Genomic DNA, 24,763 nt, shown 5'->3' with positions numbered 1-24,763 from the left:
CGGCTACCCCTTCAGTCCGCTGGACGTGAGCGACTGGACGAACGTCTTCTGCGCCAGCAGGAACGCCACCAGCACCGGCAGCACCGTGATGACGTTGCCCGCCATCACCGCGGACCACCGTGCGTGGTGCTGCCCCTGGAAGGTGGTCAGACCCAGCTGGAGCGTGTACTGGGTGTCGTGGTTGATCGCGATGAGCGGCCAGGACAGGTCGTTCCACGTCGTGAGGAACGTCAGCACCGCGACCGTCGCGAGGGCGGGCCGGGCCAGCGGCATGACGATCGAGAAGAGCACGCGCAGCCGCGAACACCCGTCGATCCAGGCGGCCTCCTCGATCTCCCTCGGCAGTGTCAGGAAGAACTGCCGGAACAGGAACACGGCGAAGGGCGTCACCAGCGACGGCACGATCAGCGCACCCAGCGTGTCGATCAGACCGAGCCACTTCATCACCAGGAAGGTCGGGATCATCGTCAGCTGGAACGGGATGACCATGGTCGCCAGCATCAGCCCGAGCAGCACACGCGACCCCGCGAACCGCATCCGCGCGAACGCGTAGCCGCCGAGCGACCCGAGCAGCAGATTCGACACCACGGCGACCGACGCGACGATCAGCGAGTTCGCGAACCAGCGCGGGAACATCGCGTTGCCCAGCACATACCGGTAGCCGCCCAGATCGATGCTGTCGGGCCACAACGCCGGCGGAAACCGGTTGATCTCCGCGTTCGTCATCACCGAACTCAGCAGCAGCCACACCAGCGGCAGCGCGAACGCCAGCGCCAGCGGAGCGAGCAGCAGATGCCAGGGACTCACGCTGCGCGAACTCGCCCCGCCCGCACTTACCTTGAGCGCACTCGTCGGACGCGTACTCATCGGAAGGCCCCTTCCACGACGCGCCCCTGCCGACGCCGCACGACACGCAGTGCCACCCCCGCGACCAGCATGGCCAGCGCGAGGACGTACGCGGCCGCGGCTCCGTACCCGGCCGTGAACATCTGGAACGCCTGCTGCCAGACGAAGTACACGATCACGGTGGTCGAGCCGAGCGGGCCGCCCTTGGTGGTCACGTACACGAGGTCGAAGACCTGGAGCGCGGTGATCAGCTGCCACAGCAGCAGGAACACCGTCACGGGAGTGAGCGCCGGGAGGGTGATGTGCCGCAGTACGCGCCACCGGCCGGCCCCGTCGATGCGGGCGGCCTCGACGAGTTCGCGCGGTACGTCCTGCAGCGCGGCGAGATAGACGACCACGCAGAAGCCGACACCACTCCACAGCGAGATCAGGACCAGCAGGTAGATGGCCTGGTCGGGGTCGGTCAGGAAGCCCTGCGGCGAGACGCCGAACTTGTGCAGCAGCGAGTTGGCCGCGCCGAACTCCGGATCGAGGATGAACGAGAACAGCACGCCCTGCGCGGCCGCGGACACCACGAACGGGATGAAGAGCAGGGTCCGGTAGAGGCCGATGAACCGGATACGCCGGTTGAGGGCGAGTGCGAGCGCCAGGCCGCCGAGCAGGCTCAGCGGCACGAACAGCGCCGAGTACAGCAGCGTATTGCCGACCGCCGTATGGAAGTTGGGGTCCTGGGCCAGTGCCCGGTAGTTGTCGAGGCCCACCCAGCGGCCCGGCGTGACCAGGTCGTCGGCGCGGAACGACAGCAGCAGCGACCAGACGACCGGGACGATGCCCAGGCCGAGGATGACGAGAACCGACGGGGCGATGAACGCCCAGGCGGTGGCCTTCTCCCGCCGGGCGCGCCGCCGCGCGCCGCGCCGGGAGGCGGCCGGTGCCCGCGGCTGGGACTGCGGTGCGAGGGTGATGGCGCGGGGCAGTGATGTCATGCGGCCTTCCTCCCTTGGTACAGCGCGGGATCAGCACGGTTTGAGCGGGGATCCACGAGGGATCCGTGAGGCATCACGAGGATCCGTGAGCGTGGTCAGCGCGGGATGAGCAGCGCCGCGTCGGCCTTGTCGGCGCACCGGCGCAGCGCCTTGGCGGGGGAGTCCCGGCCGAGCAGCACGGAGACGATCGCCTCGCCGAGCGCCTGGGAGATCTGCGGATACGCGGCATGGACGGGCCGGACGCGGGCGGAGTCCAGCGCGTCGGTGAACACCGCGAGTCCCGTGGTCTCCCGGGAGTGCTTCCGCCACTGCGGGCGCCGCTCCGTCGCGGAACCGAGGGGCAGGCTCCCGGCCCGGATGTCCCACCGGGCGTCCTGCTCCGGCCGCATCATCCACTGGACGAACTCCACGGCCGCCCGCGAGCGCGCGGAGCCGTTGTCGAAGACGGTCCAGGTGTCGGGGCCCGAGATCGTCACAGGGCGCCCGCTGTAGGACGGCAGCGGTACGACGTCGTAGTCCACCTCGGCGTCCAGGATGTCCGGCAGCTGCCAGGGTCCGGTCGCCACCATCGCCATCCGGCCGCCCAGGAACACCTGGTACATCTGCTCGCCGCCGGGCTTCGGATCGACGTACACGCTCTTGTCCCGGACGAGTTGCCGCAGGGTGTCGAGCGCCCGGACGCCCTGGCCGGCGAAGCCGATGCTCTTGCCGTCGTCGGCGACGACGTCCCCGCCCAGGTCCCAGATCATCGGCCACAGCCGCCAGACCGTGTCCTCGTCAACCGTGCCGGGCCAGCCCGTTCCGAAGACGCCCCGGCCGGAGTCGGTCAACTTCCGTGCCGTGTCGGCGAATTCGTCCCAGGTCCAGCCCGCTTCGGGGAAGGGAACACCGGCCTGCCGGAACAGCTTCCTGTTGTAGACGACGGCCAGCGAGTCGAGCAGTGCGGGAGCGGCCCGCACCTTGCCGTTGACGCTGACTGCTTCGCGTACCGGCGCCCAGAAACTGTTCCAGGGCGTGGGGCCGCCGCGCATCGCGTCGGTCAGGTCGACGACACGGGGGCTGCGAGCGATGCTGGCGAGGTCGGAGCCGAAGACGTACGCGATGTCCGGATACGAACCGGCGGCCAGCGCGGCCGTCACCTTCTGCAGCATCGCGTCGGAGATGACCCCGCCGCCACCGGCGTCCACCCGGATCCTCGGATGCGTCCGGTTGAACTCCGTGACCAGCGCCTGTATCGCGTCCTTGGCGATGTCGACCTGGCCGTGCCACAGCTCCACGGTCACTCTCCCGTCGGCATCCACGCCGTCGGACGCGCCCTGCGAACAGGCGCCCAGCAGCGGCGCGGCGGCGATCGCGGCAGCCCCTTTGAGCAGGCCGCGGCGCTCAACAGGGCACAGAACACCTCGGGTTCGAGTCATCGGGAGCCTCCGTCAGCGGGTCTTGCGGACGTAGTCGGCGCTGTCGGGCGTCGACACCAGCACATCCCGGCGCACGATGCTCAGCCGGTCGCCGAAGCCCGAACGGGCCTTCCTGAAACCGTTGTCGGTGTACTCGATCACCACGACCCGGTCGTCGAACGCCTCGGCGTACTCACCGCACTCGTCGTACTCGCCGCACTCCTCCGCCACCGCGAAGTCGAGCCCCGTACGGCCTCGTTGACCGGCCAGCTCCACGGTGTTCTTCTGCCCGATGGCCAGGCCCCGGGAGTGCGCGTGGTCCGAGAGCAGTTTGACGAAGGCGGTGGCGTCGGCGGAGCTCAGCAGACCGCGGGAGCGGGTGAAGCTGTCGAGGTTGTCCGGCTCGACGGCGTCGTAGCCCTTGTCCGCGCAGCCGTCGATCCACTCGTTGATCCTGGCCGCGACGCGCTCACGCCTGGCGGGCGTGCCGATGTCGAGCAGGGCCTCGTCCCAGTCGCCGTCGACGACGACCTTGCCTTTCTTGTCGCGCAGCAGCAGGTCGGCGGGCCAGTCGTCCCGCTCGTCCGGCTGGGCCTGGAACGCGTTGACGTAACAGATGTTGTAGAGGCCGCGCGCGGGTTCGGCCTTGCGGTCGCGGGCGACGACACGGACACCGGCGGGCGGCGGATAGGCGCCGCCGATCTGGTAGTCGAAACCCGCGTGCACGGGGGGCAGCCGAACGGCCTTGGGGCTCGGCTTCGTGGACTCGTCCGGGCCCTTGTCGTCCGGATCCGACGTACAGGAGGCCAGTGCCGCGAGGACGATCAGGGCAGCGGCCGCCCGGAACACTCCCACGCGGGCGCCACGCTTGACGGGCATGTCCGCTCCATCAATCGCGAGTACGTCCCCGCCTCGGACCCCGTGACGGTCCTGGCGACTTTGGCCGGACTGAGAACCTTGTCCGATACCGGCTGGGCGTACCTCTGCGTGCCGGGCTGCGCGGCCCGGCACGCCCAGGATCAAACCGTGCGAATTCTTGCGCGTCAAGTCCGCGCAGGGTGTGTTGTGGCTCCGCCGGGGTCTGTTGCCGGCTGCGGGTGGGTGGGGGCTGGTCGCGCAGTTCCTCGCGCCCCTAAAAGATCGCGCAGTTCCCCGCGCCCCTGGGTGGGTGGGGGTTGCGGCCCGTTGGACGGGTGCAGCACCCCGCCCCGTCAGGGGCGCGGGGAACTGCGCGAGCAACCCAAGACGGCCGACAGTCGGCAACGGCCCTGAGCCACCGGCTTCTTGGGGGCGCGGGGAACTGCGCGAGCAACCCCCACCCGCCCGCACCCGACGACGACAAGGCCGGCCACCCCACGGCAGGGCCCGCCCGAGGGGACGTTCTAGTGTTTGATCATGATCCGAGACCACGTCACCCTCGCCGTCCACGACCACGGCGGCAAGGGCACCCCGCTCCTGCTGCTGCACGGCGCCGGCCGTACTCTCGCGGACTGGGCCGCCGTCGCCCCGCTCCTCGCCCGCCACCACCGGGTGCTGGCCGTGGACCTGAGAGGACACGGGTACTCGCCGGACGGCACGTGGGGCATCGCCGAGGTGCTCGCGGACATCGAGGCGGTCCTGGACACGCACGGCATTCCCGGGGCGCTCCCCGTCGGCCACTCGCTCGGCGGGATGCTCGCCGTCCGGTACGCCCTCGACCACCCGGGAATCACTCCGGGCGCGGTGAACCTGGACGGATACGGGTGGGGGAGCCCCGGCCAGTACGTCGGCCTCGATCGGGCGTACGTCGAGGAACGGCTCGCCCAGGTACGGGAGTTGGCCGCGACGGTCGCGGGCCAGGTCGTTCCCCCGGGCGGGCTCAAGGACCTGCTCGCCCAGCAGAGGGCGATGTCCGTGCAACTGGGCATCCCTTACGAGCTGTTGGAGGCGGGTGTCCGGCGCTCCGTCCACGAACGCACCGACGGACAACTGGAGTTGCGGCCCGGGCGGGAGCACGCCCTGGAGCTGCTGGCCGAGATCGACTCGCTCGACCTCTTCGCGCTCTTCCGCCGCATGGACCGGCCCCTGCTGCTCGGCCGCGCGCTGCGGCCGGTGCCCTCGATCCCGGGCCTCGACTGGTTCGACGAGCTGATGGCGGCCTACGCGAAGGGACTCGCCCGGGATCTGGCCGAACTGGCCGACAGCCGTGCCGAGGTGACCGTCGCCGACATCGACGGCACCCACGCGATGCTGCTGGAGAACCCGCGCCCCGTCGCCGACGCGATCCTGGGCTTCGCGGCGGGGCTCTCCGTCGACCGACCGTGAGGCCTGACCCTGTGAGCGGTCGCTGCTCGGACCCCTGAACACGAGAGACGGGCGCTAGGCCATGGTGCCGTGCCGGCGGCGTCGGGCTACCGTTTGGCGAGGCCGACGCCAGTGCCTGTACGAGAACCGTGACGGAGGCAAGGAGAGCCGTGAGCACCCCGCACAAGCCGCTCGTGATCCTGCAAGCCGACCCGCACCCCAAGGAACGCATCTTCACCCCGGACGCACTGGCCCGGCTCGACGACCGCTTCACCGTCGTGGAACCGGACACCGGGGAAGCCTTCGACAAGGCGCTGCCCGACGCGTTCGCCGTCGTCGGCCAGCCCGATCTCCCGGCCGAACGCCTCGCCCGGGCAGGCGAGTTGAAGGCCCTGCTCAACGTCGAGGGCAACTTCTTCCCGAACGTCGACTACGAAGGGTGCTTCCGTCGCGGCATCCACGTCCTGGGCTGCGGACCGGCCTACGCCCAGGCCGTCGCCGAGTACGCACTCGGGCTCGCTCTCGACCTGGCGCGCGGCATCAGCCGCGAGGACCGGGCCTTCCGCGCCGGACGCGAACGGTACGTGTCCGACGGCAACGCCGACGCCGTACTTCTGCGCGGCGCGGACGTCGGCCTGATCGGATTCGGGAACCTCGGCCGAAGCCTCCACCCGCTCCTGGCGCCCTTCCGCCCCACCCTCCGCGTCTACGACCCGTGGCTGCCGGCCGCCGTCCTGCGCGAGCAGGGTCTCGTCCCGGCCGGCCTCGATGAGACCCTGACCCGCAGCCGGTTCGTCTTCGTCCTCGCGACCGTCACGGACGACAGCCGTCATCTGCTCGGCGAGCGTGAGCTGGGCCTTCTGCCCGACGGCGCGCGGCTCGTGCTGGTCAGCAGAGCGCCCGTCGTGGACTTCCCGGCGCTGCTCGCGCGGGTGGCCGAGGGCAGGCTGCTCGCGGGCATCGACGTCTGGCCCGACGAACCCGTCGCCGCCGACGACCCGGCCCGCGAACTGGAGGGCCTGGTCCTCTCCGCCCATCGTGCGGGCGGTATCCCGGAGGCTTTCCTGACCATCGGCGACATGGTCGTCGACGACCTGACCCTGCTGGCCCAGGGGCTGCCGCCCGCCCGGATGCAGACCGCCGCGCGCGAGCTCGTCGGCCGCTACCGAAACCGTCCCGTCACCTGAGGGCGCGGCCATGTCCTGCTTTCCCGGCGGCCACCCCGCCCCCGGGAAAGCAGGTCGGGTGACGTGCCCGGAACCGCCCCTGTGAGGTGCATTTCAGTGAACATCCCCTGCGAGGGCCTCCTGTTCGACAACGACGGCGTGCTGGTCGACTCGGATCTGGGCGTCGACCAGGCATGGAGCAAGTGGGCCCGCGCCCGCGGTCTGGCCGCCGACCGGGTCACCGCGATGGTGCACGGGCGGCGCTCCGCCGACACCGTCGCACTGCTCGTGCCCGATCCCGGGGAACGGCCGGCCGCCCTCGCCGAGATCGACCGCCTGGAGATCGAGGAGGCGGCCACCACGACCGCACTGCCCGGCGCCCTCGGCCTGCTGACGAGCCTGCCGCCGGGCAGCTGGGCCGTGGTGACCTCCGGAGTGAACGCGCTCGCCCGGGCCCGTATCGCCGCCGCGGGCCTGCCCCTGCCGCCCGTCCTCATCACCGCGGACGACGTCAGCCACGGCAAACCCGCCCCCGACGGCTACCTGGCGGCCGCCGGGAAACTGGGCACGGACCCGGCACGCACGGTCGTCTTCGAGGACAGCGCGGCCGGTGCCACGGCGGGCGCCGCGGCCGGGGCGTACGTCATCGGCGTCGGGCCGCGCGGTCTGGACACCGACGCCCCCGTCGTCGTACGGGCTCTGCGCGGGCTGACCTGGCACGACGGCGTACTCGACCTGGGCGCGGCGGAGTTGCTTCGCTCCTGACCCGGAGGGAACCCGAGGGGCTCAGTGCGGTCCCGCCGGCTCGAACTCCGTGCCGCACGGGCCCGCGCCCTCGCTTTCCCGCAGCGGGACGGGCTCCCCGCTCATCGAAAGGGTGGGATAGAAGCGGCCGATGCGCTCGGCGGAGCGGCCGACGTAGTGCCCGATGTACGAGCGGCGGAAGCGGTCGGCGCTGTGGTTGGGCTGGGAGCCGTGCACCAGGCTGCCGTTGAAGAACAGGACGTCCCCCGGTTGCATGTCGACCGGAACGGGGGCCAGTCCGGGCGGCGGCGGGACGTACTCGCGGGCGAACGACAGCCCCTCGTCGGCCTCTTCGGGGCAGAACACGTCCATGCGGTGGGTGCCCGGGACCACTTCGAGGCCGCCGTTCTCCCGGTCGATCACATCGCAGGCGACCCAGGCGGCCACACAGGTGCCCGGCTCCACCCGCAGATAGAAGTTGTCCTGGTGCAGAGCCTGGCCGCGGGCGCCGGGCGGCTTGAAGTAGAACATGCTCTGCGCCGCCAACACCTCCTCGCCCAGCAGCAGTTCGAGGATGTCCCGCAGCCGGGGTTCGAGAAGGTGGCGCAGCGCCAGGTCGTTGATGCGGTGCGGGTTCATGACCCGGGGGTAGACGTGCAGCGGGTCCGCCGGGCCCGTCGTCCCGGTCGCGCGGGGTTCGAAGTGCCCGGGGACCGGTCCGCGGGCGTGCAGCGCGGCGAACTCGGCGCACAGCGCGTCGATCTGGGCCGGGGCGAACAGCCCGCGCGCCACGGTGAAGCCGTCCTCCTCGAAGCGCCGCACGACGTCCCCGCCCGCGCCTGCCTCTGTTGTCGCCCCCCTGTCCGTGACTGTCATACGACCGTCCCTTCGCGTCGGTGTCCTGTATGCCTCACGCTAGGCAGAAGCGCCTTCCGGGAGGATGCCTGTGCGTGCTGTCCAGTTGCCCGAGCCTGCTGTCCCGGCCCCGCCGCCCGGCCTCGTGACGGTCGGCCGCTTCGACCAGCGCCCCGGCTACAGCATCAGCCGGCCGGACGGCGCCGACAGCTGGCTCTTCGTCTGGACCACCGGCGGTGAGGGCCGGCTCGCCCAGGGCGCCGCGGAGACGGGGGCGGGCGCGGGAGACCTCGTCGTCCTCGGCCCGGACCTGCCCCACCACTACGCGGTCGCACCGGGCGCGAGGCACTGGGCGTTCTGGTGGGTGCACTGCCAGGCACGGCCGACCTGGACGGAGTGGCTGCGGCCGTACGCGCTCGGGGACCGGCTGTACGCCGTCACACCGGTCCCGGACGGTGTGCGGGGACGACTGAACTCGGCGTTCCGGCGGATGCTCGCGGACGCCCGGTGGACCGGGGCAGGGGCCCCGCCCGAGGAAAGGCCCGAGGAAGAGCTCGACGGGGAGCCCGAGGACGTCCGGGTCGCCGTGGCCCACGGAACCGCCGCCCGCGAGCTCACCCTCTGCTCCCTGGAGTCCGCCGTCCTGCTTGCCACCGCCACGGCCCGCGGGGAACCCGACCGGTCCGGCCTCGACGCACGGATCCGGCAGGCCGAGGCGCTCATCGCGGCCGACCCGGGCGCCCCGCACACCGTGGAATCACTGGCCGCTGGGGTCTCGCTCTCGCCCTCCCGCTTCGCGCACCTCTTCACCCAGCAGCTGGGCCGGTCCCCGATGCGGGCACTGCTGGCCGCCCGGCTGCTGCACGCCGCGCGGCTCCTTGAAGCCACCGACCTGCCGGTGGAACGGGTCGCCGCGGCCTCCGGCTTCAGCAGCCCGTTCCACTTCAACCGGGCCTTCCGGCAGCGCTACGGAGCCCCGCCCGGCGCGTACCGGGCCGGGCTCCGACGCTGACGACCGTCGTGATCTAGTCGCGCGGCGGGCAGCGCTCGGCGGCGAAGGCCGCCAGCCAGGCCAGCGGGGCGTTCCAGTTGACCGTCACCTCGTTGGTGGAGTACGAGCCGATGTCGTCGATGTAGCAGGCCGCGGGGGAGCACCCCGCCAGGTGCTCCTGCGCCACCGGGTCCTGCAGACCGCTGTTGGGACCGCCCGCGAGGGAGCCCGACGGCGGGTTGGGCAGCGAGGCGTCGTACTGGTTCGCCCAGAACCTGTGGTGCTGGTTGCGGGCGTACGTGTCGCCGTAGCCGGTGACGTACGAGAGGTCGAGCGCGTTGCGGCCCAGCAAGTAGTCCATCGACTCCAACACCCCGGCTCGGTACCGCTGTTGACCGGTGAGCGCGTAGGCGGTGGCCATGACGATCGCGTTGTTGGTGACCTGGCTGTTGGAACCCCACACATACCCGTTCGCGGGGATGGGCACCGCATAGCCCTGGCCCGCCATCATGGCGAGGTGTCCGTCGGCCGCGGCCGTCACCGACGCGCGCACACGCCTGATGTCGGAGGCGGGCAGGCCGTTCGGCACGGTCGCCAGGGTCAGGCGGCCGAGCGCCGCGGTGTCGGCCCAGTTGAAGCCGGTCGGCGTGAGCGCGCTCGACGAGGTGTGCCAGGGCGAGGACGTGACCGCGTCCCGGTAGGCGCGCTCCCCGGTCGCCGCGTACAGCTCGGTCGCCGCCCAGTAGAAGTCGTCCGTGACCTGGGTGTCGTTGTAGGGGCCGCCGCCCGTGCTGTCCGATTCCGGGGCGTAGACCGCGGGGTTGGCCTTCGCCGCGGTCCACGCCGTACGGGCCACGCTCAGACACCGCTTCGCGTACGTGGAGTCGTACGGCTTGAAGACACGCGCGCACTGGGCCGCCGTGGCGGCGAGGTTGAGCGTGGCCGCGGTGGACGGGCGGTGCAACTCGCGCGGCTGGGCGTCGAGTTCGGGGCGGGTCGGGATGCCCGTCCAGGCCGCGTCATGGATCTTGTGGAAGGCCATACCGGCGTACGGCTTGCCCTCCGGCACCTGCATCCGCATCAGGAAGTCGAGCTCCCAGCGGGCCTCGTCCAGCACGTCCGGGACGCCGTTGCCGCGCTCGGGTATCCGCAGGGTCGAGTCGCCGAGCGCGGACGCGTTGCCCGCCCGTTCGGCCCGCGCGAAGGAGTCGACGAGCGTCCAGACGGAGATCCCGCCGTTGACGACGTACTTGCCGTGGTCGCCCGCGTCGTACCAGCCGCCCCGCACGTCCTGGGTGTAGTCGCACACCCCGGCCTGACAGGGCACGTTCGTGTCGCCCTGGTTCGGCGCGACTCCGATGTGCGCGGCAGGGCGCGCGTAGGCGGGACCCACCAGCGAGGCCTCGATCGGCGTGCCGCTGCGCTGGTGGTAGAAGAACGCCATCGCGTCCGAGCGCAGGCTGTCGTAGAGGTCCGCGCGGATGTCGAAGGGCGTGCTGTTCTGCCCGTCGACCACCAGGACGAACCCCGAGCCCGCCTTCCGGTACGCGGAGAAGTCCGCGGTGTGGGTCGCCTCGCCCGAGGCCGTGTCCGCCCCGTGCACGACGGTCCGGCCGGAGGCGGCCACGGCGCCCGACGCGTTGCGCAGCTGCCAGGTCAGCGGCTGGGTGGCCGCGGTGACCACGGTGGCCCGCTTGGGGCCGTCCGGCAGGTAGCCCGCCTGGTTCACGCGCACGGGCGTCGTCGCGGCGGCGGCCGGGTCCGCGGCGGACGGCGGTGCGGCCGACGGTGATCCGGCGGACGACAGCCCGGTCGCGCCGGGGGCGAGGGCCATGCCGCCGGAGAGCAGGGCCGCCGTGAGCAGGGCGGCCGTCGTGCGTTTTCTCGTACGGCGTCTTGTGGGGCGGCGGTGCACGTGCGGGAACGTGAGCATGGAGCGCCTCCCGGTGCCTGGACTGGGTCCACGGATGCCGTCTCACGGGGACGACAGGACAGTGGGAGCGCTCCCAAAACGGAGCATTGCATGGCCATGTCACAGCGTCAATGCTCCGCGCACGACCTGGCCGGGCCGCGGCGGCCGACCCGGTTGAGGTGCCCCGGTCGAGGTGCCCCGGGGGCGTGCGCGCCTCAGGCTCCGAACACGCGCAGCGAGAGCCAGAGGGCCACCACGGCCGGGATCAGGGTGGCGGGCACGGTGATCAGGCCGAGCCGCGTGAACTCGCCGAGATCGACCTCGTGTTCGTGCTGATGCACGATGCGCCGCCACAGCAGCGTGGCCAGCGATCCGGCGTAGGTGAGATTGGGGCCGATGTTCACCCCGAGGAGTACGGCTAGGACCGGGCCCGGGCCCGCCACGGCCGCCAGGGGCAGCAGCACCAGGACCGCGGGCAGGTTGTTGATGAGGTTCGCCAAGACGGCCGCGAGGGCCGCGATGCCGAGCAGCGCCAACAGGCTCGACGAGTCGGGGACCAGATGGCCGAGCACGTCCGCGAGGCCGTTGTCGACCACGGCACGTACCACGATCCCGAGCGCCAGGACGAAGGCGAGGAAGGCCGGTGAGGTGGCGCGCACGACGGCGAGCGGTGTGGTGCGCCCGCGGACCAGTGCCCGGCCGGCCAGGACGAGCGCCCCGGCCAGTGCGGCCCAGGCAGGTTCGATCCCGAGCGCGGACGCCACGGCGAAGCCCGCGAGCGTACAGGCGACCGTGACCAGCGCGAACACGGGCAGCTCGACCGGCTCGACCGTGGTCGGCTCCGGGGCGTCGCCCTTGAGGTCGCCGGCGAAGAAGCGCCGGAAGACCAGATACTCGGCGGCGATCGCGACGGCCCACGCGGGCCCCATCAGCACGGCGAACCGGGTGAAGCTCAGACCGCTGGCCGTGAACGCCAGCAGATTGGTGAGGTTGGAGACGGGCAGCAGCAGCGAGGCCGTGTTCGACAGGTGGGCGGTGGCGTACACGTGGGGCTTCGGGCGGGCGCCGAGCCGGGCCACGGTCGCGAACACCACCGGAGTGAGCAGGACGACGGTGGCGTCCAGGCTCAGTACGGCCGTGATCACCGAGGCGAGAAGGAAGTTGGCGGCCAGCAGCCGTTGTGGCCGCGCCTTGGACGTACGGGCCAGCCAGGCGCCGCACGCCTGGAAGAGCCCCTCGTCGTCGCAGAGTTTGGCGAGCACGAGCACCGCGGCCAGGAAGCCCACCACAGGCCCGAGCAGCTCGGCCTCGGCGCGTGCGTGGTCGAGCGTGATCGCGCCGGCCGCGATCACCACACCGGCGGCCGGGACCGCCACGGTGGCCTCCGGCAGGCCGAAGGGACGGATCACGGCACAGGCCAGTACCGCCACGAGGAGAACGGCGGAAAGGGCTGTGGCGAGTGTGGAACTCAGGGTTCGTCCTTCGGGAGTGATTGTCGGTTTCGTTTGATCGAATCAGACGGCCTGTTGCGGAGGTGAACGGGGGCGTGTCCAAGACCCCGACGTCGAGCTCCTTCCCTGCGTTCTTGGGTTGCATATTCCAACGAATTACCGGCAGCGGCCCCCTTCTCTTCCGGTGCCAAATCGGTACTTACTTCGAGTAACTTGAGAGTGTGTGATTCCGAATCGCATTGCTTCGGGCTTCTGTTGACACTTTGTCTCCGCCAAAGACGCTGAGGGGAATGGAGGATTGAGAGCGTTCTCTTGTTCCGGGCGGTGCGTTGTGCAAAGGTGCACCCGTAAGCGTGCAGGAAAAATTCCTTACCCCTTGGTATGGACTATTTCTGCGGGGGCTATGGAGGAAAGTGCACGTGAGCGACGCGACCCCGTCGAATTCCCCTACAACCGGAAGCCTGTTCGATGCGACGGACGAACGGCTCACTGCAGACCTGAAGAAGGGCTCGGGCAAGACACCCGCCCAGTATCCCTCCGGGGAACTGCTCGCCCGGCACTGGGTGCCGGTCTTCTCGTACGCCCGACTGTGCACGAACGGTGCGCAGTACGCCGGAATGCTCACCACCGCCGCATTCACCCGGCTCTTCGGGGAGTCGGTTCGGCACACCGGTCCGAAGGCCGCGTGGCGGCCGCAACTGCTGGTGACCGTGCGCCGAATAGCGGGCGAATGGGACGCGGACAAACGCCGGGAGCTGCTCCATCCCGAGCTGCGGTCCGACCCGAACGACAAGGACCGGGCCGCGGACCGGCTTCTCCCGCCGGAGAACAGGCGGCTCGTGTCGCGCGCGTTCCATCGGCTGCCGGAGTCCGCCCGCTGTGTTCTGTGGCATGCAGAGGTGGAGGCCGAGGATCTCGCGGTACCGGCCCGCCTGCTCGGAATCTCCGTCGAGGACGCTTCCGTCGCGCTGGAACGTGCGCGGGAACTGCTGCGCCAGAACTGCCTGGAGAACCATCGCGAACTCGCCCCCGACGAGGAGTGCCGCCGCTACAGTCGGCTGCTCGACGTATCGCTCCGGCCCGGCGGCAGGATCTGCCCCGATCTGCAGGAGCACATGGCCGGCTGCCCGCACTGCCAGTCCACGGCCGGCCAGCTGGACCAGTCGGGCGGCCGTCTCGCCGGCCTGCTGGCCGAGGGGGTGCTCGGGTGGGCGGCCCAGCGGTATCTCGACTCCAGGCCGGGACGCCGGGTCCGGGCGGAGGAGACGCAGGCGGGTCCCGTGGTGTCGGTGGCTCCGGGCATGGACCCGCATCCGGGTGGGGGCTCGTACCCGGCGGCCGCGGGATCCCGGCCGGGCGCCGGGGCCGGGCCCGTTGAGGGTTCCGTACCTCAGCCGGGTACCGGACATCCCTCGCGGCACCCCTCTGACGCCGATCCCAACTCGGACACCGATTCCGTCTGGGGGCCCAGTCCCCTGCAGGCTTTCGATGCGCCGGGCCCCGCGCCCCGCCCGGATCTCGCCCGTCACCAGGGAGCCGGCGCCCACTCGGCCGCCGGTCCGAGCGCCGATCCCGGTCCGGTGACCGGGTCCCACTCGACTACGAGCGGCCAGGCGAGTACGGCCAGGGCCTCGGGAGCAGGCTCCCACCGGGATACCGGTCGCCGTGCGGGCGCCGCCCTCCACAGCGCGGGTCCGCGCCACGCCGTACGGCTTCCCCCGCATGCGGACGCCCCCCCGGGCGACCCCGGCAGGCGCTCCCCGCGCCGACGCAACCTCGCCCTGGCCATCCTTGCCGTGAGCGGCTGTGTACTCGTGCCACTGGCCCTGTGGTCCGGCGGGGACAGCACGGGGCAGCCCTCCTCCTCGGATGCCGGAACGGCGTCGGAGGAGCCGGACACCAGGCCGACCAGGGTCGGCACCGGCGGCACGGAGACCGGCACCCTCAGCGGGCGGCTCCGCAACGTCGCGAGCGGCGACTGCGTTGGGATCGCCGACGGCAAGGCCACCGCGGGCGTGGAGGCCACCGTCGCCACCTGCGGCTCCTCGGAGCGGCAGCAGTGGGCGTACGAGAGCGACGGTCTGCTGCGCAGCCTGGCCGACAAGGACCTGTGCCTCGACTCCCGGCTCCCCTCCTCGGTCAGGCTGGGTCCGTGCGACGGCGACAAGGATGAGGTGTCCGTCCGCTACGACCTCACCCTTGAGGGGAACCTGGTGCCCCTGGGGCGCCCGAAGCTCGCGCTGGCGCCCGTCTCGGGGGACGAGGAGACGGGCCTGGTCCTCAAGACCCGTAGCGAAGGCAAGGCCCAGCGCTGGGAGATCGACACCTCGGTGGACTCGCTCCAGATGGAGTGGATCACGTCGTACACGAACAGCGACACGGCCAAGCCGACGCGCGCCCCGAGCCCGGAGCCCACCCGCACACCACCCCCGCCGCCGAAGCCCGCGCCTTCCCAGACGCTCCCACCGCCTCCGCCCCCGACGCCCGCCCCTGCTCCGAGCTGGGTGTGCTACGGCTACTACTGCTGGTACGACGGCGGATCCGCCGGTGGCTATGGCGGTGGCAGCGGTTACGGAGGCGGTTACAGCGGTGGCTATGGAGGAGGCGGATACGGGTACGGCGGGGGCGGTTATGGAGGCGGTGGCTACGGCGGAGGCGGGTACGGCGGCCGATGAGCCGAGGGTCCGTCAGGCACCCCGGGGTCAGGGCGCGTCACTCCTCGCCGAGTGTCAGCTCCGCCCAGATCGTCTTGCCCTCGGTGGTGTGACGGCTGCCCCAGCGCTCGGTGAGCTGGGCGACCAGGAGCAGACCGCGGCCGCCCTCGTCGAAGATCTTGGCGCGGCGCAGATGCGGCGCGGTGTGGCTGGAGTCCGACACCTCGACGATCAGCGTGGTGGCGTCGTGGATCAGCCGTAGCCGGATCGGACGCTCGCCGTACCGGATGGCGTTGGTGACGAGTTCGCTCACGACCAGTTCGGTCGTGAAGCCCGCCTCGCTCAGGTCCCAGGTCTCCAGCTGCTGAACGGCCTGCTTGCGGATCGGGGCGACGAGGGCCGGATCGGCGGGGATGTCCCAGGTCGCCACCTGCGAGGTCGGCAGCCCCTTCGTCCGGGCGAGCAGCAGGGCCACGTCGTCGGAGGCGCCGGTCGACGGGAGCAGCGACTGGAGGATGTCGTGGCAGGTCTCGTCGAGGGAGCCCGCGCTGCGTCCGAGCGCCCGGCACAGCACCGCTCGGCTCTCGTCCGGGTCACGGTCGCGGCTCTCGATCAGACCGTCGGTGTAGAGGGCGAGCACGGTGCCCTCGGGCAGCCGGAGCTCGACCGACTCGAACGGCAGCCCGCCCAGGCCCAGCGGAGGCCCCGGCGGTACGTCGACCTCCTCGGGCGAGCCGTTCGGCCGCAGCATCAGCGGTGGCGGGTGGCCCGCCCGGGCGAGTGTGCAGACGCGGGTGACCGGGTCGTACACGGCGTACAGACAGGTGGCTCCCACCTCGCCCGTGGTTCCCTCGCCGGCCTCCGAGGAGAGCCGGACGACCAGGTCGTCGAGGTGGGTCAGCAGCTCGTCCGGTGCCAGGTCGATGTCGGCGAGGGTGCGCACGGCGGTCCGTAGCCGCCCCATCGTGGCGGAGGCCTGAACCCCGTGGCCGACGACGTCTCCGACGACCATGGCGACGCGCATCCCCGACAGCGGGATCACGTCGAACCAGTCGCCGCCGACCCCGGCCCGGGCCGCGGGCAGATAGCGCGAGGCCGCCTCGACGGCGGCCGTCCGGGGGAGCGTCCGGGGCAGCAGACTGCGCTGCAGGGCGATCGCGGTCTCGCGCTCGCGGGAGAAACGCCGGGCGTTGTCGATGCAGACGGCCGCCCTGGCCGTGACCTCCTCGGCCAGCAGAACGTCGTCGGCGGTGAAGGGGTCGGGGCGCCGGAACCGGGTGAAGACGGCGACGCCCAGCGTCGCACCGCGGGCCTGGATCGGAACGGACATCGTCGTGTGGATGCCGAGTTCCCTGACGCGCTCGCCGCGCGCCGGATCCCAGGCGAGCCAGTCCGCCAGTGTCCTCATGGGGTCCGAGGCCACGATGGGCCGACCGGCGACCAGGGAGTCGGCCTGCGGCGAGGAGGCAGGGTAGACGTCGATCTGGCCCAGCTTGACCACGGCCTCCGGATTGCCGGGGTTCACCGACCGGTGGGCGGCCCGGCGCAGGCTCACGGGAGCGGAGATCGGGCCGGTGTACGGCTCGCCGCCGTGCTCCGGCGGATCCACGAGGTCGATGCTGACGAAGTCGGCGAGCGCGGGCACGCAGACATCGGCCAGCTCCTGGGCCGTACGGGTGACGTCGAGTGTGGAGCCGATGCGGATGCTCGCCTCGTTCACGATCTGGAGGCGCTCCCGGGCGAGGTACTGGTCGGTGAAGTCGTGGGCGGACAGACAGACACCGACCACCCGGCCCTCGGCGTCGGTCAGCGGCGCCATCCGCGCCAGCCAGGCCAGCGCGCCGTCCGTGTTGCCGGTGCCCAGGGTCTGTACGTCCTGGCGCTGCCCGGTCAGGAGCACCTGGAGCATGGACGCCTCGAGCTCGTCGTTCTGCGGTCTGCCGCCGATCTCGGGGATGCGCAGCCCGCGGATACGTTCCTCCGGGAGGCCTATCGACTCGGCCATCACCGCGTTGACCCGTCGAAGCCGCAGCCGTTCGTCGAAGAGGGCGGTGGCGCAGGGTGACTGCTCCAGGAACATGGCGGAGAGGGAATCGGCCTCCGTCCGCGGCTCGCCGTTCTCCAGCGGGGTGACGACGAGCCAGTCGCTGCGGTCGCCGAGCTCGGGGCTGCGCCGGTGCGCGAGCAGCCATACGTTCAGGGTCCGCCCGTCCCGGTGGCGCAGCGCGAGTGTCTCGTTCCAGCGGTGGTCGGCCGACGGGGGGAGCAGGGCTCCGGCGTCCGGGGCCAGGAGGTTCGCGGCGGGGAGGCCCACGACCTCGGCCGGGGCATGGCCGAGCAGGCGCCGGGCGCCCTCGTTCCACTCGACGAGGATGCCGTCGCCGTCGATGACGGCCCGCGCGGTGGCGGTCTCGTCGAACGGGTACCCCGGGCTGTCGTCCGAGGATTCGTTGTGGCTCCTCATTGACGCCACTCCACATTGCGCACACTCACATTGAACCCTCCCCCAGCCGAAGCAGGGGGATTCCTGGCTCAGGAAGCCTCACCGGTCAGCGACCTGTGAGGTCTTACTCCCTCAGCACCAGGCGGGACGGAACCTGCCCGGTTGCCCGAAAGCATTGGTGTGCGCCGGCCTGGTTCTCGCTCAGCGCATCGTGCGTGCTTGGTTCTCGCTACGCACAGTGGGCAGCCTACCCGATCGCGTAGGGGCCGATGCGACGCGCTGGAAAGGAAGCGCTACCGGAGGGGTGATGGTTACGTCCTCGCGGGCACCTCCGACGGACACCGCTTTCCGGGCCCGGCCCGCCACCGGAGGGCGGACCGTCCCGCTCCACGACGGCTGGCGCTTCGCGCTCGTCGATCCGGCCGGCCTCACCGACCCCACCGGCGCGTACGCCCGGGCCGCCGAGCCCGACTACGACGACTCGGCGTGGCGGCGGATCGCCGTACCGCACGACTGGAGCATCGAGCTCAGCCCCACCACGGAGCACGGCGCGACCAGCGGCACCGGATTCTTCCCCGGCGGCCTCGGCTGGTACCGCATCGCCTTCACCCTCCCGAAGGCGTACGCGGACAAGCGGGTCTCCGTCGAGTTCGACGGCGTCTACATGGACTCGTCCGTGTACTGCAACGGGCAGCTCGTCGGCCAACACCCGTACGGCTGCACGGGGTTCGCCCTCGATCTCACCGATCTGCTGCACACGGACGGCAGCACCCCGAACGTCATCGCGGTCGAGGTCCGCAACCGGCTCCCCAGCAGCCGCTGGTACTCGGGCAGCGGGATCCACCGAGAAGCCCGCCTCGTCGTCACCGACCCGGTGCACGTCCAGCGGTGGGGCACCCAGGTGACGACACCGGAGACCGGGAAGGACCGCGCGCTCGTACGGGCGCGGACGAGCGTCGTGAACGCGTCGGGCGAAGCGAGACGGGCCGAGGTGAGATCGGCGGTCGTCGACCCGGACGGCCGTACGGTGGCGCGCGGGACGTCCACCGTCACGGTCGGCGCTGACCCCGCGACCGTCACACACGACCTCACCGTCCGAGGCCCACGGATGTGGGACATCGACACACCAGCGCTCTACACCCTGAAGACCGAAGTCCGAGTCGACGGCCGCACCGTCGACACCTACGAAACCCCCTTCGACATCCGGCACTTCACCGTCGACGCCGACAACGGCCCGACCCTGAACGGCCGTTACCTCAAGCTCAGAGGCGTCAATCTCCCTCACGACCTGGGTGCCCTCGGTGCCGCGGTGAACGCGGACGCCGTGGAACGCCAGCTGAAGATCATGAAGAGCATGGGTGTCAACGCCCTGCGCACCTCGCACAACCCGCCCGTCCCCGAGGTGATCGCGGCCTGTGAGCGGCTCGGCATCGTGATGATGGTGGAGGCCTTCGACTGCTGGCAGCGCGGCAAGAACCGGTACGACCACGGGCGTTTCTTCGACGCGCACAGCGACGCCGACATCACCGAGATGGTCCTGGCCGCCCGCAACTCGCCAGCCGTCATCATGTGGTCCATCGGCAACGAGATCTCCGAGTTCACCTCCACGGAGGGCCTCGGTATCGCGGACCGGCTGATCGCCGGGGTGAAGGCGCTGGACACCACCCGCCCGATCGTGATCGGCTCCCACCGGCGCCGCAGCCTGCCCGCCGTCGGATCACCTGCCGACCTGATCCTCGCCAAGATCGACGGACTCGGCCTCAACTACAACACCGCCGCCTCGGTCGACGCCCTGCACGCCCGCTATCCGCGCCTCTTCCTCTTCGAGTCGGAGTCCTCGTTCGAGACCTCCACCCGTGGGGCGTACCAGGAGCCGGAGCGCCTCAACACGGGCGAGACCACACCCCCGGCCGGCGCGCGACCTCCTCGTACGACAACAACCTCGCCTCCTGGACGATGAGCGGCGAGTACGGGCTGAAGAAGGACCGGGACCGGAAGTGGTTCACGGGCGAGTTCCTGTGGTCGGGGATCGACTACCTCGGCGAGCCGACGCCGTACGACGCCTTCCCGGTCAAGGCGTCCTTCTTCGGCGCGGTCGACACGGCCGGCTTCCCGAAGGACATGTACCACCTCTTCAAGAGCCAGTGGACCGAGAAGCCCATGGTCCATCTGCTCCCGATGAACTGGACCGACCACCGCCCGGGCGAGGTGGTCGACGTCTGGGCGTACTCGAACGTGGACACGGTCGAGCTCTTCCTCAGCGGAAAGTCCCTCGGCACAAGGAAGTTCGACGAGAAGAAGACCACCGACGGGCGTACGTACCTGGAGACCATCGAGGCGACGGGCGACGACAAGACCGTCACCGGCGGTCCCTGGCCGGGGAGTTACACCAGTCCGAACGGCAGCGCGGGCAAACTCCACCTCACCTGGAAGGTGCCGTTCGCGCCGGGCGAGCTGAAGGCGGTGGCCCGGCGTGACGGCAGGACCGTGGCCACCGATGTCCTGCGCACCGCCGGGGATCCGCACGCGCTGCGCCTCACCTCCGACCGCAAGTCCCTTGGCGCCGACGGCCGTTCGCTGTGCTTCGTGACCGCCGAGGTGGTCGACGCCCGTGGCGTGGTGGTGCCCGGCGCCGACCACTCCATCGCCTTCGACGTCGACGGCGAATCGCTGGCCGGCGTCGACAACGGGCGCGAGGAGAGCGCCGAGCGCTACCAGGCGAGCACCCGAACGGCCTTCCACGGCAAGGCCCTGGCGATCGTCCGCTCCGGCACCGAGGACGGAAGTCTCACGCTTCGGGCACGCTCGGCGGGACTGCGGACTGCGGACGGCGACCGTGACCGACCGCGCCACGACCGCCCGAAAGTCCTCACCCCGGCGGCAGATTCGCTCCCGACCCCGGACCGGGCGCACCCAACTACCCTCTGGCGGACGCCAGTTACTCGGGCCGTCCGGACACCCTGCCCGCCGCGATGGTCGACGGCGACCCGGCCACCGGTTGGTCCAACGCGTTCCTCAAGGCGGCCACGGCCCTGCTGCCCGCCTTCGACGGCGCCCGCGAGGAGGACTGGGTGTCCGTCGAGTGGGGCCGTGCCCGCTCCTTCGACCGGATCGAGATCTCCTTCACCGTCGACGCCACGCACTCCCTGCCCGCTTCGGTGGAGGTCGCCGCCTGGGACGGGCGCCGCTATCGGCCCGTGCGGGGAGCCGACGTCGACTGGGCCACCGCGTCCGACGCGCCGACGGTGGTCACCTTCGACGCGGTACGCGGCACCCGGCTCCGGGTCACGATGAAGAGCCGCCACCCGGGTGAGGTCCGGGGCGCCCTGCGGATCAGCCGTCTGGAGGCCCCGCCTCGCTGACCTGACGCCCACTCACCTGATGCTCCCTCATCTGCCTTTCGCCCGGCCGCTGTTCGACGGCTGGGCGCTCGGTGGCCGGGTGTTCGTCGGCCAGGTGCTCGTTGGGCCGGTGGGCCTGCCGGTACTCCTCGGCCGTCGGCTTCGGCACCTGGGTGCCTTCGCCGTACAGCGCGCGCGAGAGCCGGGCCCGCAGACGCAGCATCGGCATCCGGTGGTTCGGGCTCGGCACGCCGTTCGCGTCCTCGGCCGGGCCGATTTCGAGCGGCCGGGGCTGCTCGTGCTGGGTGAGGGTGTGCAGTTCGGCGGGGGAGAGGGGCCGGTGCAGTTCGACGTACTCGCCGTGCGGGAGCCGTTTGATCACGCCGGTCTCGCGGCCGTGCAACACCAGCTCCCGGTCCCGGAGCTGGAGGGCCAGACAGATGCGCCGGGTCGCGACGAAGACGATGACCGGGACGACCAAGAGCGCGATGCGGACGGCCCAGGTGACCGTGTTGATCGACAGATGGAAGCGGGTGGCCACGATGTCGTTGCCGCCGCCCGCGAGCAGGATGAGGTAGATGCTGATCCACGCCGTGCCGATGGACGTGCGGATCGGCCGGTTGCGCGGACGGTCCAGGAGATGGTGCTCGCGCTTGTCACCGGTGATCCAGGACTCCAGGAACGGATAGGCCCCGATGAAGATGAGCAGGAGCGGGAAGACCACGATCGGGATCAGCACGCCGAGGACCAGCGTGTGTCCGGCGATGTTGATCTCCCAGCCGGGCATGATGCGCACCAGGCCCTCCGCGAAGCCCAGATACCAGTCCGGCTGGGCCCCCGTGGACACCTGGTCGGCGCGGTAGGGACCGTACGACCAGACCGGGTTGATCGAGGCGACCGCCGAGATGAGTGCGATCACCCCGAACACCAGGAAGAAGAAGCCGCCCGCCTTCGCCATGTAGACCGGCATGAACGGCGCGCCCACGACGTTCCGTTCGGTCTTCCCGGGGCCGGGGAACTGGGTGTGCTTGTGGTAGACGACCAGGATCAGATGCGCGACCACCAGGGCCGCCATGATCCCGGGAATCACCAGAATGTGCAGTGAGTAGAAGCGCGCGATGATGTCGTGCCCGGGGAACTCGCCGCCGAACAGGAAGAACGACAGATACGTTCCGACGATCGGCACGGACAGGATCGCGCCGTCCACGAACCGCATTCCGGTGCCGGACAGCAGATCGTCCGGCAGCGAGTAGCCGAAGAGGCCCTCGAAGAGTCCGAGGAACAACAACGTCCAGCCGAACAGCCAGTTGACCTCACGGGGCTTGCGGAACGAGCCCGTGAAGAAGTGCCGCATCATGTGCATGAGCATCCCGGCGATGAAGATCAGCGCCGCCCAGTGGTGGATCTGCCGGATCAGCAGACCGCCCCGCACGTCGAAGCTGATGTCCAGCGTCGAGGCGTACGCCTCCGACATCCGGACGCCGTTCAGCGGGACGTAACTGCCGTGGTAGGTCACCTCGTTCATCGACGGATGGAAGAACAGCGTCAGATAGACGCCGGTCAGGATCAGGATGACGAAGCTGTAGAGGCAGATCTCCCCGAGCAGGAACGACCAGTGGTCCGGGAAGACCTTGCGCAGATACTTCTTGCCGAGGCTGTGGGTGCCGAGGCGGCCGTCGAACCAGTCGGCGACGCGCTGACCGGAGGACTCCTTTGCCGCCTGTCGTCCGGTGGTGGTCACGCTGTCCCCTCCTTCTGGTGCTGCTCGTCCTTCTCGGCCAGGTGCACGTGCGTGAGCTTTTCGGGGTTGGAGACGATGTAGAGGCCGGACACCCGGTCGCCCTCCGGGGTGAGGTCCATGACCATCACCGCGTACGGGGAGTCGCCCGTGAACAGCACCGCGGCGTCGTCGCCGTTGACGCGCCGGTAGCGGATGTCCAGCGCCGGCACGCCGTCCCGTGAGGCGTAGGAGGCGATGAGGCGGATCGCCTTGTCCCGCCCGTGTATCGGCCGCAGCCCCGCCGGACGCCGTTTGCCGCCGCCGTCGGTCCACATCGTCACGTCCGGCGCGAGGATCTCCATCAGGGCGCCGATGTCTCCGCCGAGAGCGGCCTCGACGAACCGCTCGGTCGCCTCTCTTCGCACCCGCGGATGTGCCTCGTACAGCGGACGGCGGGCGTGTACGTGCCGGCGGGCGCGGTGCGCGAGCTGGCGGACGGCCGCGGGGCTGCGGTCGATGACCTCGGCGATCTCGGTGTGGGCGTAGCCGAACACCTCGTTCAGGACGAACACCGCCCGCTCCAGCGGGGACAGCGACTCCAGGACGACGAGCATCGCCATCGACACGGACTCCCCGCGCAGCACACGGTCGGCGGTGTCCGCGGACACCACCTGGGTCTCGGCGGACTCGGCCACGAGCGGCTCGGGCAGCCAGGGCCCGACGTACGTCTCACGTCGGCGGCTGATCACGGCCCGCCGTTTCAGCGCGTGGTTCACCGCTATGCGTACGAGGTACGCGCGCGGGTTGTCGATCTCCTGGTCCGGCGCCCGGTCGCGGCTGCCGGACCAGGACAGCCAGGTGTCCTGGAGTACGTCCTCGGTGTCCGCGACGCCGCCGAGCATGTTGTAGACGATCGCGAACAACAACTCGCGGTGGTCGATGAACAACCGGGTCGCCGTGGTCAGTGCCTCGTCGGTCGCCGGTGCCGGACTCTCGGACATGCGTGTGCCTCCCGTAGCGCGCTCACCCATGCGAGGGCCGAGAGGGTCCGGAATGTGACAGGCGGAGGCTGAAATGTGACGCAGGTCTCAGGTGGGCTGCTTCGGGCTCGTGGCGTCGTACTTGCTCGGTACCGTTGGCCATAGCACTTGACCTGCGGGTATTTACGAGTAAGTACCCGCGCGGTACCGTGAGGGCATGCCTGCTCTCAACGTGGAATTCAGCGAGCGCGAGCTCGAGGATCTGCGGCAGATCGCCAAGGAGCGCGGTACGTCGATGAAGGCCCTGGTTCGTGAGGCGGCCGCGGCCGACATCGTGCGGCACCGAGCGCTGCAGGAAGGCGCGGACGTCTTCCGCCGGTTCTTCGCCGCGCACGCGGACGAGTTCGCCGCTGCCTTCCCCGACGACGAACCACCCACCAGGGGCGAGGGGCGGGCCGCCTGACTCATGGCACCCGTCATCCATATCGACGTGCCCTGGCTGCTCCAGCGCCATGAAGAGGTGCTGCCCGACCAGCCGACCGTCAACGACTTCTCGGTGCTCGTGGCCGCCGTGGCCCGGCACAGAGTGGACCCGCCCCGGCTCGGGGTGGACTCGGACCCGGCCTGGCGCGCCGCCGCGCTGCTGCACACCCTCGCCCTGCTGAAGCCGCTGCCGTCCGCCAACGCCCGTTTCGCCTGCGCGACGGCGGTCTCGTACATGTTCGTGAGCGGCGTCGGGATCGATCCGCCGTACGGGGCGCTCGTGGACCTCGCCCGCGACCTGATCTCCGGCAAGGTGGACGTCTTCGCGGCGGCCGACCGTCTGCGGTCCTGGCAGATCTGAGCCACGCCGCGACAGGTGGGAGCCGTCCCGGACGTGACGACCCGCCCTCGGGGCCGCCGACCGAGGGCGGGAGGATCGGGGTCGGCGGCCTGTTTCGCGCGGGAGAGCCGCCGTCCCGTGCGGGGCCTCCGAGAAGGGCCGCTACCAGTG

17 protein-coding genes and 1 pseudogene are annotated in these 24,763 nt (G+C 70.9%); 8 read left to right on the top strand and 10 right to left on the bottom strand.

Features of this window, described 5'->3' with window-relative positions; genetic code table 11:
• Positions 1-3: 3 nt before the first annotated feature.
• The 4 genes from QF035_RS07490 to QF035_RS07475 form a co-directional block, all read right to left on the bottom strand.
• Complete coding sequence (locus QF035_RS07490) at positions 4-867, bottom strand: carbohydrate ABC transporter permease (RefSeq protein WP_307519117.1); 864 nt, start codon at positions 865-867, stop codon at positions 4-6.
• Positions 864-1,832 carry a carbohydrate ABC transporter permease gene (locus tag QF035_RS07485; RefSeq protein ID WP_307519116.1) on the bottom strand — a complete coding sequence of 323 codons (969 nt, stop codon included), beginning with the start codon at positions 1,830-1,832 and terminating at the stop codon, positions 864-866. Before QF035_RS07485 ends, QF035_RS07490 begins: the two co-directional genes overlap by 4 nt.
• Before the next feature lie 95 nt (positions 1,833-1,927).
• Entirely contained in the window at positions 1,928-3,250 is a 1,323-nt protein-coding gene (locus QF035_RS07480) for an ABC transporter substrate-binding protein (protein ID WP_307519115.1), read from the bottom strand.
• A 12-nt stretch (positions 3,251-3,262) separates the two neighbouring features.
• On the bottom strand, positions 3,263-4,108 hold the full coding sequence (locus QF035_RS07475; protein ID WP_307519113.1) for an endo alpha-1,4 polygalactosaminidase: 846 nt from the start codon (positions 4,106-4,108) through the stop codon (positions 3,263-3,265).
• Between the two features lie 516 nt (positions 4,109-4,624).
• Here QF035_RS07475 and QF035_RS07470 point away from each other — a divergent pair.
• From QF035_RS07470 to QF035_RS07460, 3 genes are all read left to right on the top strand, one after another.
• The gene (locus QF035_RS07470) at positions 4,625-5,533 is read left to right on the top strand and encodes an alpha/beta fold hydrolase (protein ID WP_307519112.1); all 909 of its coding nucleotides are present in this window, start codon (positions 4,625-4,627) and stop codon (positions 5,531-5,533) included.
• Positions 5,534-5,682: 149 nt separating this feature from the next.
• Complete coding sequence (locus QF035_RS07465; protein WP_307519110.1) at positions 5,683-6,699, top strand: NAD(P)-dependent oxidoreductase; 1,017 nt, start codon at positions 5,683-5,685, stop codon at positions 6,697-6,699.
• A gap of 96 nt (positions 6,700-6,795) precedes the next feature.
• Positions 6,796-7,443: an HAD-IA family hydrolase gene (locus QF035_RS07460; RefSeq protein WP_307519108.1), complete on the top strand. Its 648-nt coding sequence runs from the start codon at positions 6,796-6,798 to the stop codon at positions 7,441-7,443.
• Positions 7,444-7,464: 21 nt separating this feature from the next.
• Here QF035_RS07460 and QF035_RS07455 read toward each other — a convergent pair whose 3' ends face one another.
• Positions 7,465-8,298, bottom strand: a complete 834-nt coding sequence (locus tag QF035_RS07455) for a phytanoyl-CoA dioxygenase family protein (protein ID WP_307519106.1) — start codon at positions 8,296-8,298, stop codon at positions 7,465-7,467.
• Between the two features lie 64 nt (positions 8,299-8,362).
• Here QF035_RS07455 and QF035_RS07450 point away from each other — a divergent pair, with 64 nt between their 5' ends.
• Positions 8,363-9,289 carry a helix-turn-helix domain-containing protein gene (locus QF035_RS07450; protein ID WP_307519105.1) on the top strand — a complete coding sequence of 309 codons (927 nt, stop codon included), beginning with the start codon at positions 8,363-8,365 and terminating at the stop codon, positions 9,287-9,289.
• 13 nt (positions 9,290-9,302) lie between these two features.
• Here the strand turns inward: QF035_RS07450 and QF035_RS07445 are convergent, their stop codons facing one another.
• A complete protein-coding gene (locus QF035_RS07445) occupies positions 9,303-11,201 on the bottom strand; it encodes a glycoside hydrolase family 9 protein (RefSeq protein ID WP_307519104.1) in 1,899 nt (632 codons plus the stop codon).
• A 194-nt stretch (positions 11,202-11,395) separates the two neighbouring features.
• Positions 11,396-12,673 (bottom strand): SLC13 family permease, encoded by a 1,278-nt coding sequence (locus QF035_RS07440; protein ID WP_373466933.1) that lies wholly within the window; start codon positions 12,671-12,673, stop codon positions 11,396-11,398.
• A gap of 377 nt (positions 12,674-13,050) precedes the next feature.
• On the opposite strand from QF035_RS07440, the gene QF035_RS07435 reads away from it, so the two are divergent.
• Positions 13,051-15,306, top strand: a complete 2,256-nt coding sequence (locus QF035_RS07435) for a ricin-type beta-trefoil lectin domain protein (protein WP_307519103.1) — start codon at positions 13,051-13,053, stop codon at positions 15,304-15,306.
• A 37-nt stretch (positions 15,307-15,343) separates the two neighbouring features.
• On the opposite strand, the gene QF035_RS07430 is transcribed toward QF035_RS07435, so the two are convergent.
• Entirely contained in the window at positions 15,344-17,749 is a 2,406-nt protein-coding gene (locus QF035_RS07430; RefSeq protein WP_307519101.1) for a SpoIIE family protein phosphatase, read from the bottom strand.
• A gap of 286 nt (positions 17,750-18,035) precedes the next feature.
• On the opposite strand from QF035_RS07430, the pseudogene QF035_RS07425 reads away from it, so the two are divergent.
• Positions 18,036-21,090 (top strand): annotated as a pseudogene (locus tag QF035_RS07425) (glycoside hydrolase family 2 TIM barrel-domain containing protein).
• On the opposite strand, the gene qcrB reads toward QF035_RS07425, so the two are convergent.
• Together qcrB and sigJ are read right to left on the bottom strand one after the other, a co-directional pair.
• The gene (gene qcrB / locus QF035_RS07420) at positions 21,062-22,810 is read right to left on the bottom strand and encodes a cytochrome bc1 complex cytochrome b subunit (RefSeq protein WP_307519100.1); all 1,749 of its coding nucleotides are present in this window, start codon (positions 22,808-22,810) and stop codon (positions 21,062-21,064) included. The pseudogene QF035_RS07425 and the gene qcrB sit on opposite strands and share 29 nt — an antisense overlap.
• Positions 22,807-23,790, bottom strand: a complete 984-nt coding sequence (sigJ, locus tag QF035_RS07415) for an RNA polymerase sigma factor SigJ (protein WP_307519099.1) — start codon at positions 23,788-23,790, stop codon at positions 22,807-22,809. The genes qcrB and sigJ overlap by 4 nt, the downstream gene beginning before the upstream one ends.
• 196 nt (positions 23,791-23,986) lie before the next feature.
• Here sigJ and QF035_RS07410 point away from each other — a divergent pair, with 196 nt between their 5' ends.
• The gene (locus QF035_RS07410; RefSeq protein WP_143634966.1) at positions 23,987-24,232 is read left to right on the top strand and encodes a hypothetical protein; all 246 of its coding nucleotides are present in this window, start codon (positions 23,987-23,989) and stop codon (positions 24,230-24,232) included.
• Between the two features lie 3 nt (positions 24,233-24,235).
• Positions 24,236-24,613, top strand: coding sequence for a hypothetical protein (locus QF035_RS07405; RefSeq protein WP_055617647.1), 378 nt, complete (start codon positions 24,236-24,238; stop codon positions 24,611-24,613).
• The last annotated feature ends 150 nt before the right edge of the window (positions 24,614-24,763 follow it).

The organism is Streptomyces umbrinus (assembly GCF_030817415.1).
GTDB classification, from domain to species: Bacteria; Actinomycetota; Actinomycetes; order Streptomycetales; family Streptomycetaceae; genus Streptomyces; species Streptomyces umbrinus_A.
Note: the sequence above shows the minus strand (reverse complement) of the source record. Positions and strands in the feature narration are given on the sequence as shown.

What these genes read in the sequence shown, in the direction of transcription:
- QF035_RS07490 (WP_307519117.1), bottom strand. Translation starts at nt 867, where the DNA reads ATGAGTACGCGTCCGACGAGTGCGCTCAAGGTAAGTGCGGGCGGGGCG.
- QF035_RS07485 (WP_307519116.1), bottom strand. Translation starts at nt 1,832, where the DNA reads ATGACATCACTGCCCCGCGCCATCACCCTCGCACCGCAGTCCCAGCCG.
- QF035_RS07480 (WP_307519115.1), bottom strand. Translation starts at nt 3,250, where the DNA reads ATGACTCGAACCCGAGGTGTTCTGTGCCCTGTTGAGCGCCGCGGCCTG.
- QF035_RS07475 (WP_307519113.1), bottom strand. Translation starts at nt 4,108, where the DNA reads ATGCCCGTCAAGCGTGGCGCCCGCGTGGGAGTGTTCCGGGCGGCCGCT.
- QF035_RS07470 (WP_307519112.1), top strand. Translation starts at nt 4,625, where the DNA reads ATGATCCGAGACCACGTCACCCTCGCCGTCCACGACCACGGCGGCAAG.
- QF035_RS07455 (WP_307519106.1), bottom strand. Translation starts at nt 8,298, where the DNA reads ATGACAGTCACGGACAGGGGGGCGACAACAGAGGCAGGCGCGGGCGGG.
- QF035_RS07450 (WP_307519105.1), top strand. Translation starts at nt 8,363, where the DNA reads ATGCCTGTGCGTGCTGTCCAGTTGCCCGAGCCTGCTGTCCCGGCCCCG.
- QF035_RS07445 (WP_307519104.1), bottom strand. Translation starts at nt 11,201, where the DNA reads ATGCTCACGTTCCCGCACGTGCACCGCCGCCCCACAAGACGCCGTACG.
- QF035_RS07430 (WP_307519101.1), bottom strand. Translation starts at nt 17,749, where the DNA reads ATGAGGAGCCACAACGAATCCTCGGACGACAGCCCGGGGTACCCGTTC.
- sigJ (WP_307519099.1), bottom strand. Translation starts at nt 23,790, where the DNA reads ATGTCCGAGAGTCCGGCACCGGCGACCGACGAGGCACTGACCACGGCG.
- QF035_RS07410 (WP_143634966.1), top strand. Translation starts at nt 23,987, where the DNA reads ATGCCTGCTCTCAACGTGGAATTCAGCGAGCGCGAGCTCGAGGATCTG.
- QF035_RS07405 (WP_055617647.1), top strand. Translation starts at nt 24,236, where the DNA reads ATGGCACCCGTCATCCATATCGACGTGCCCTGGCTGCTCCAGCGCCAT.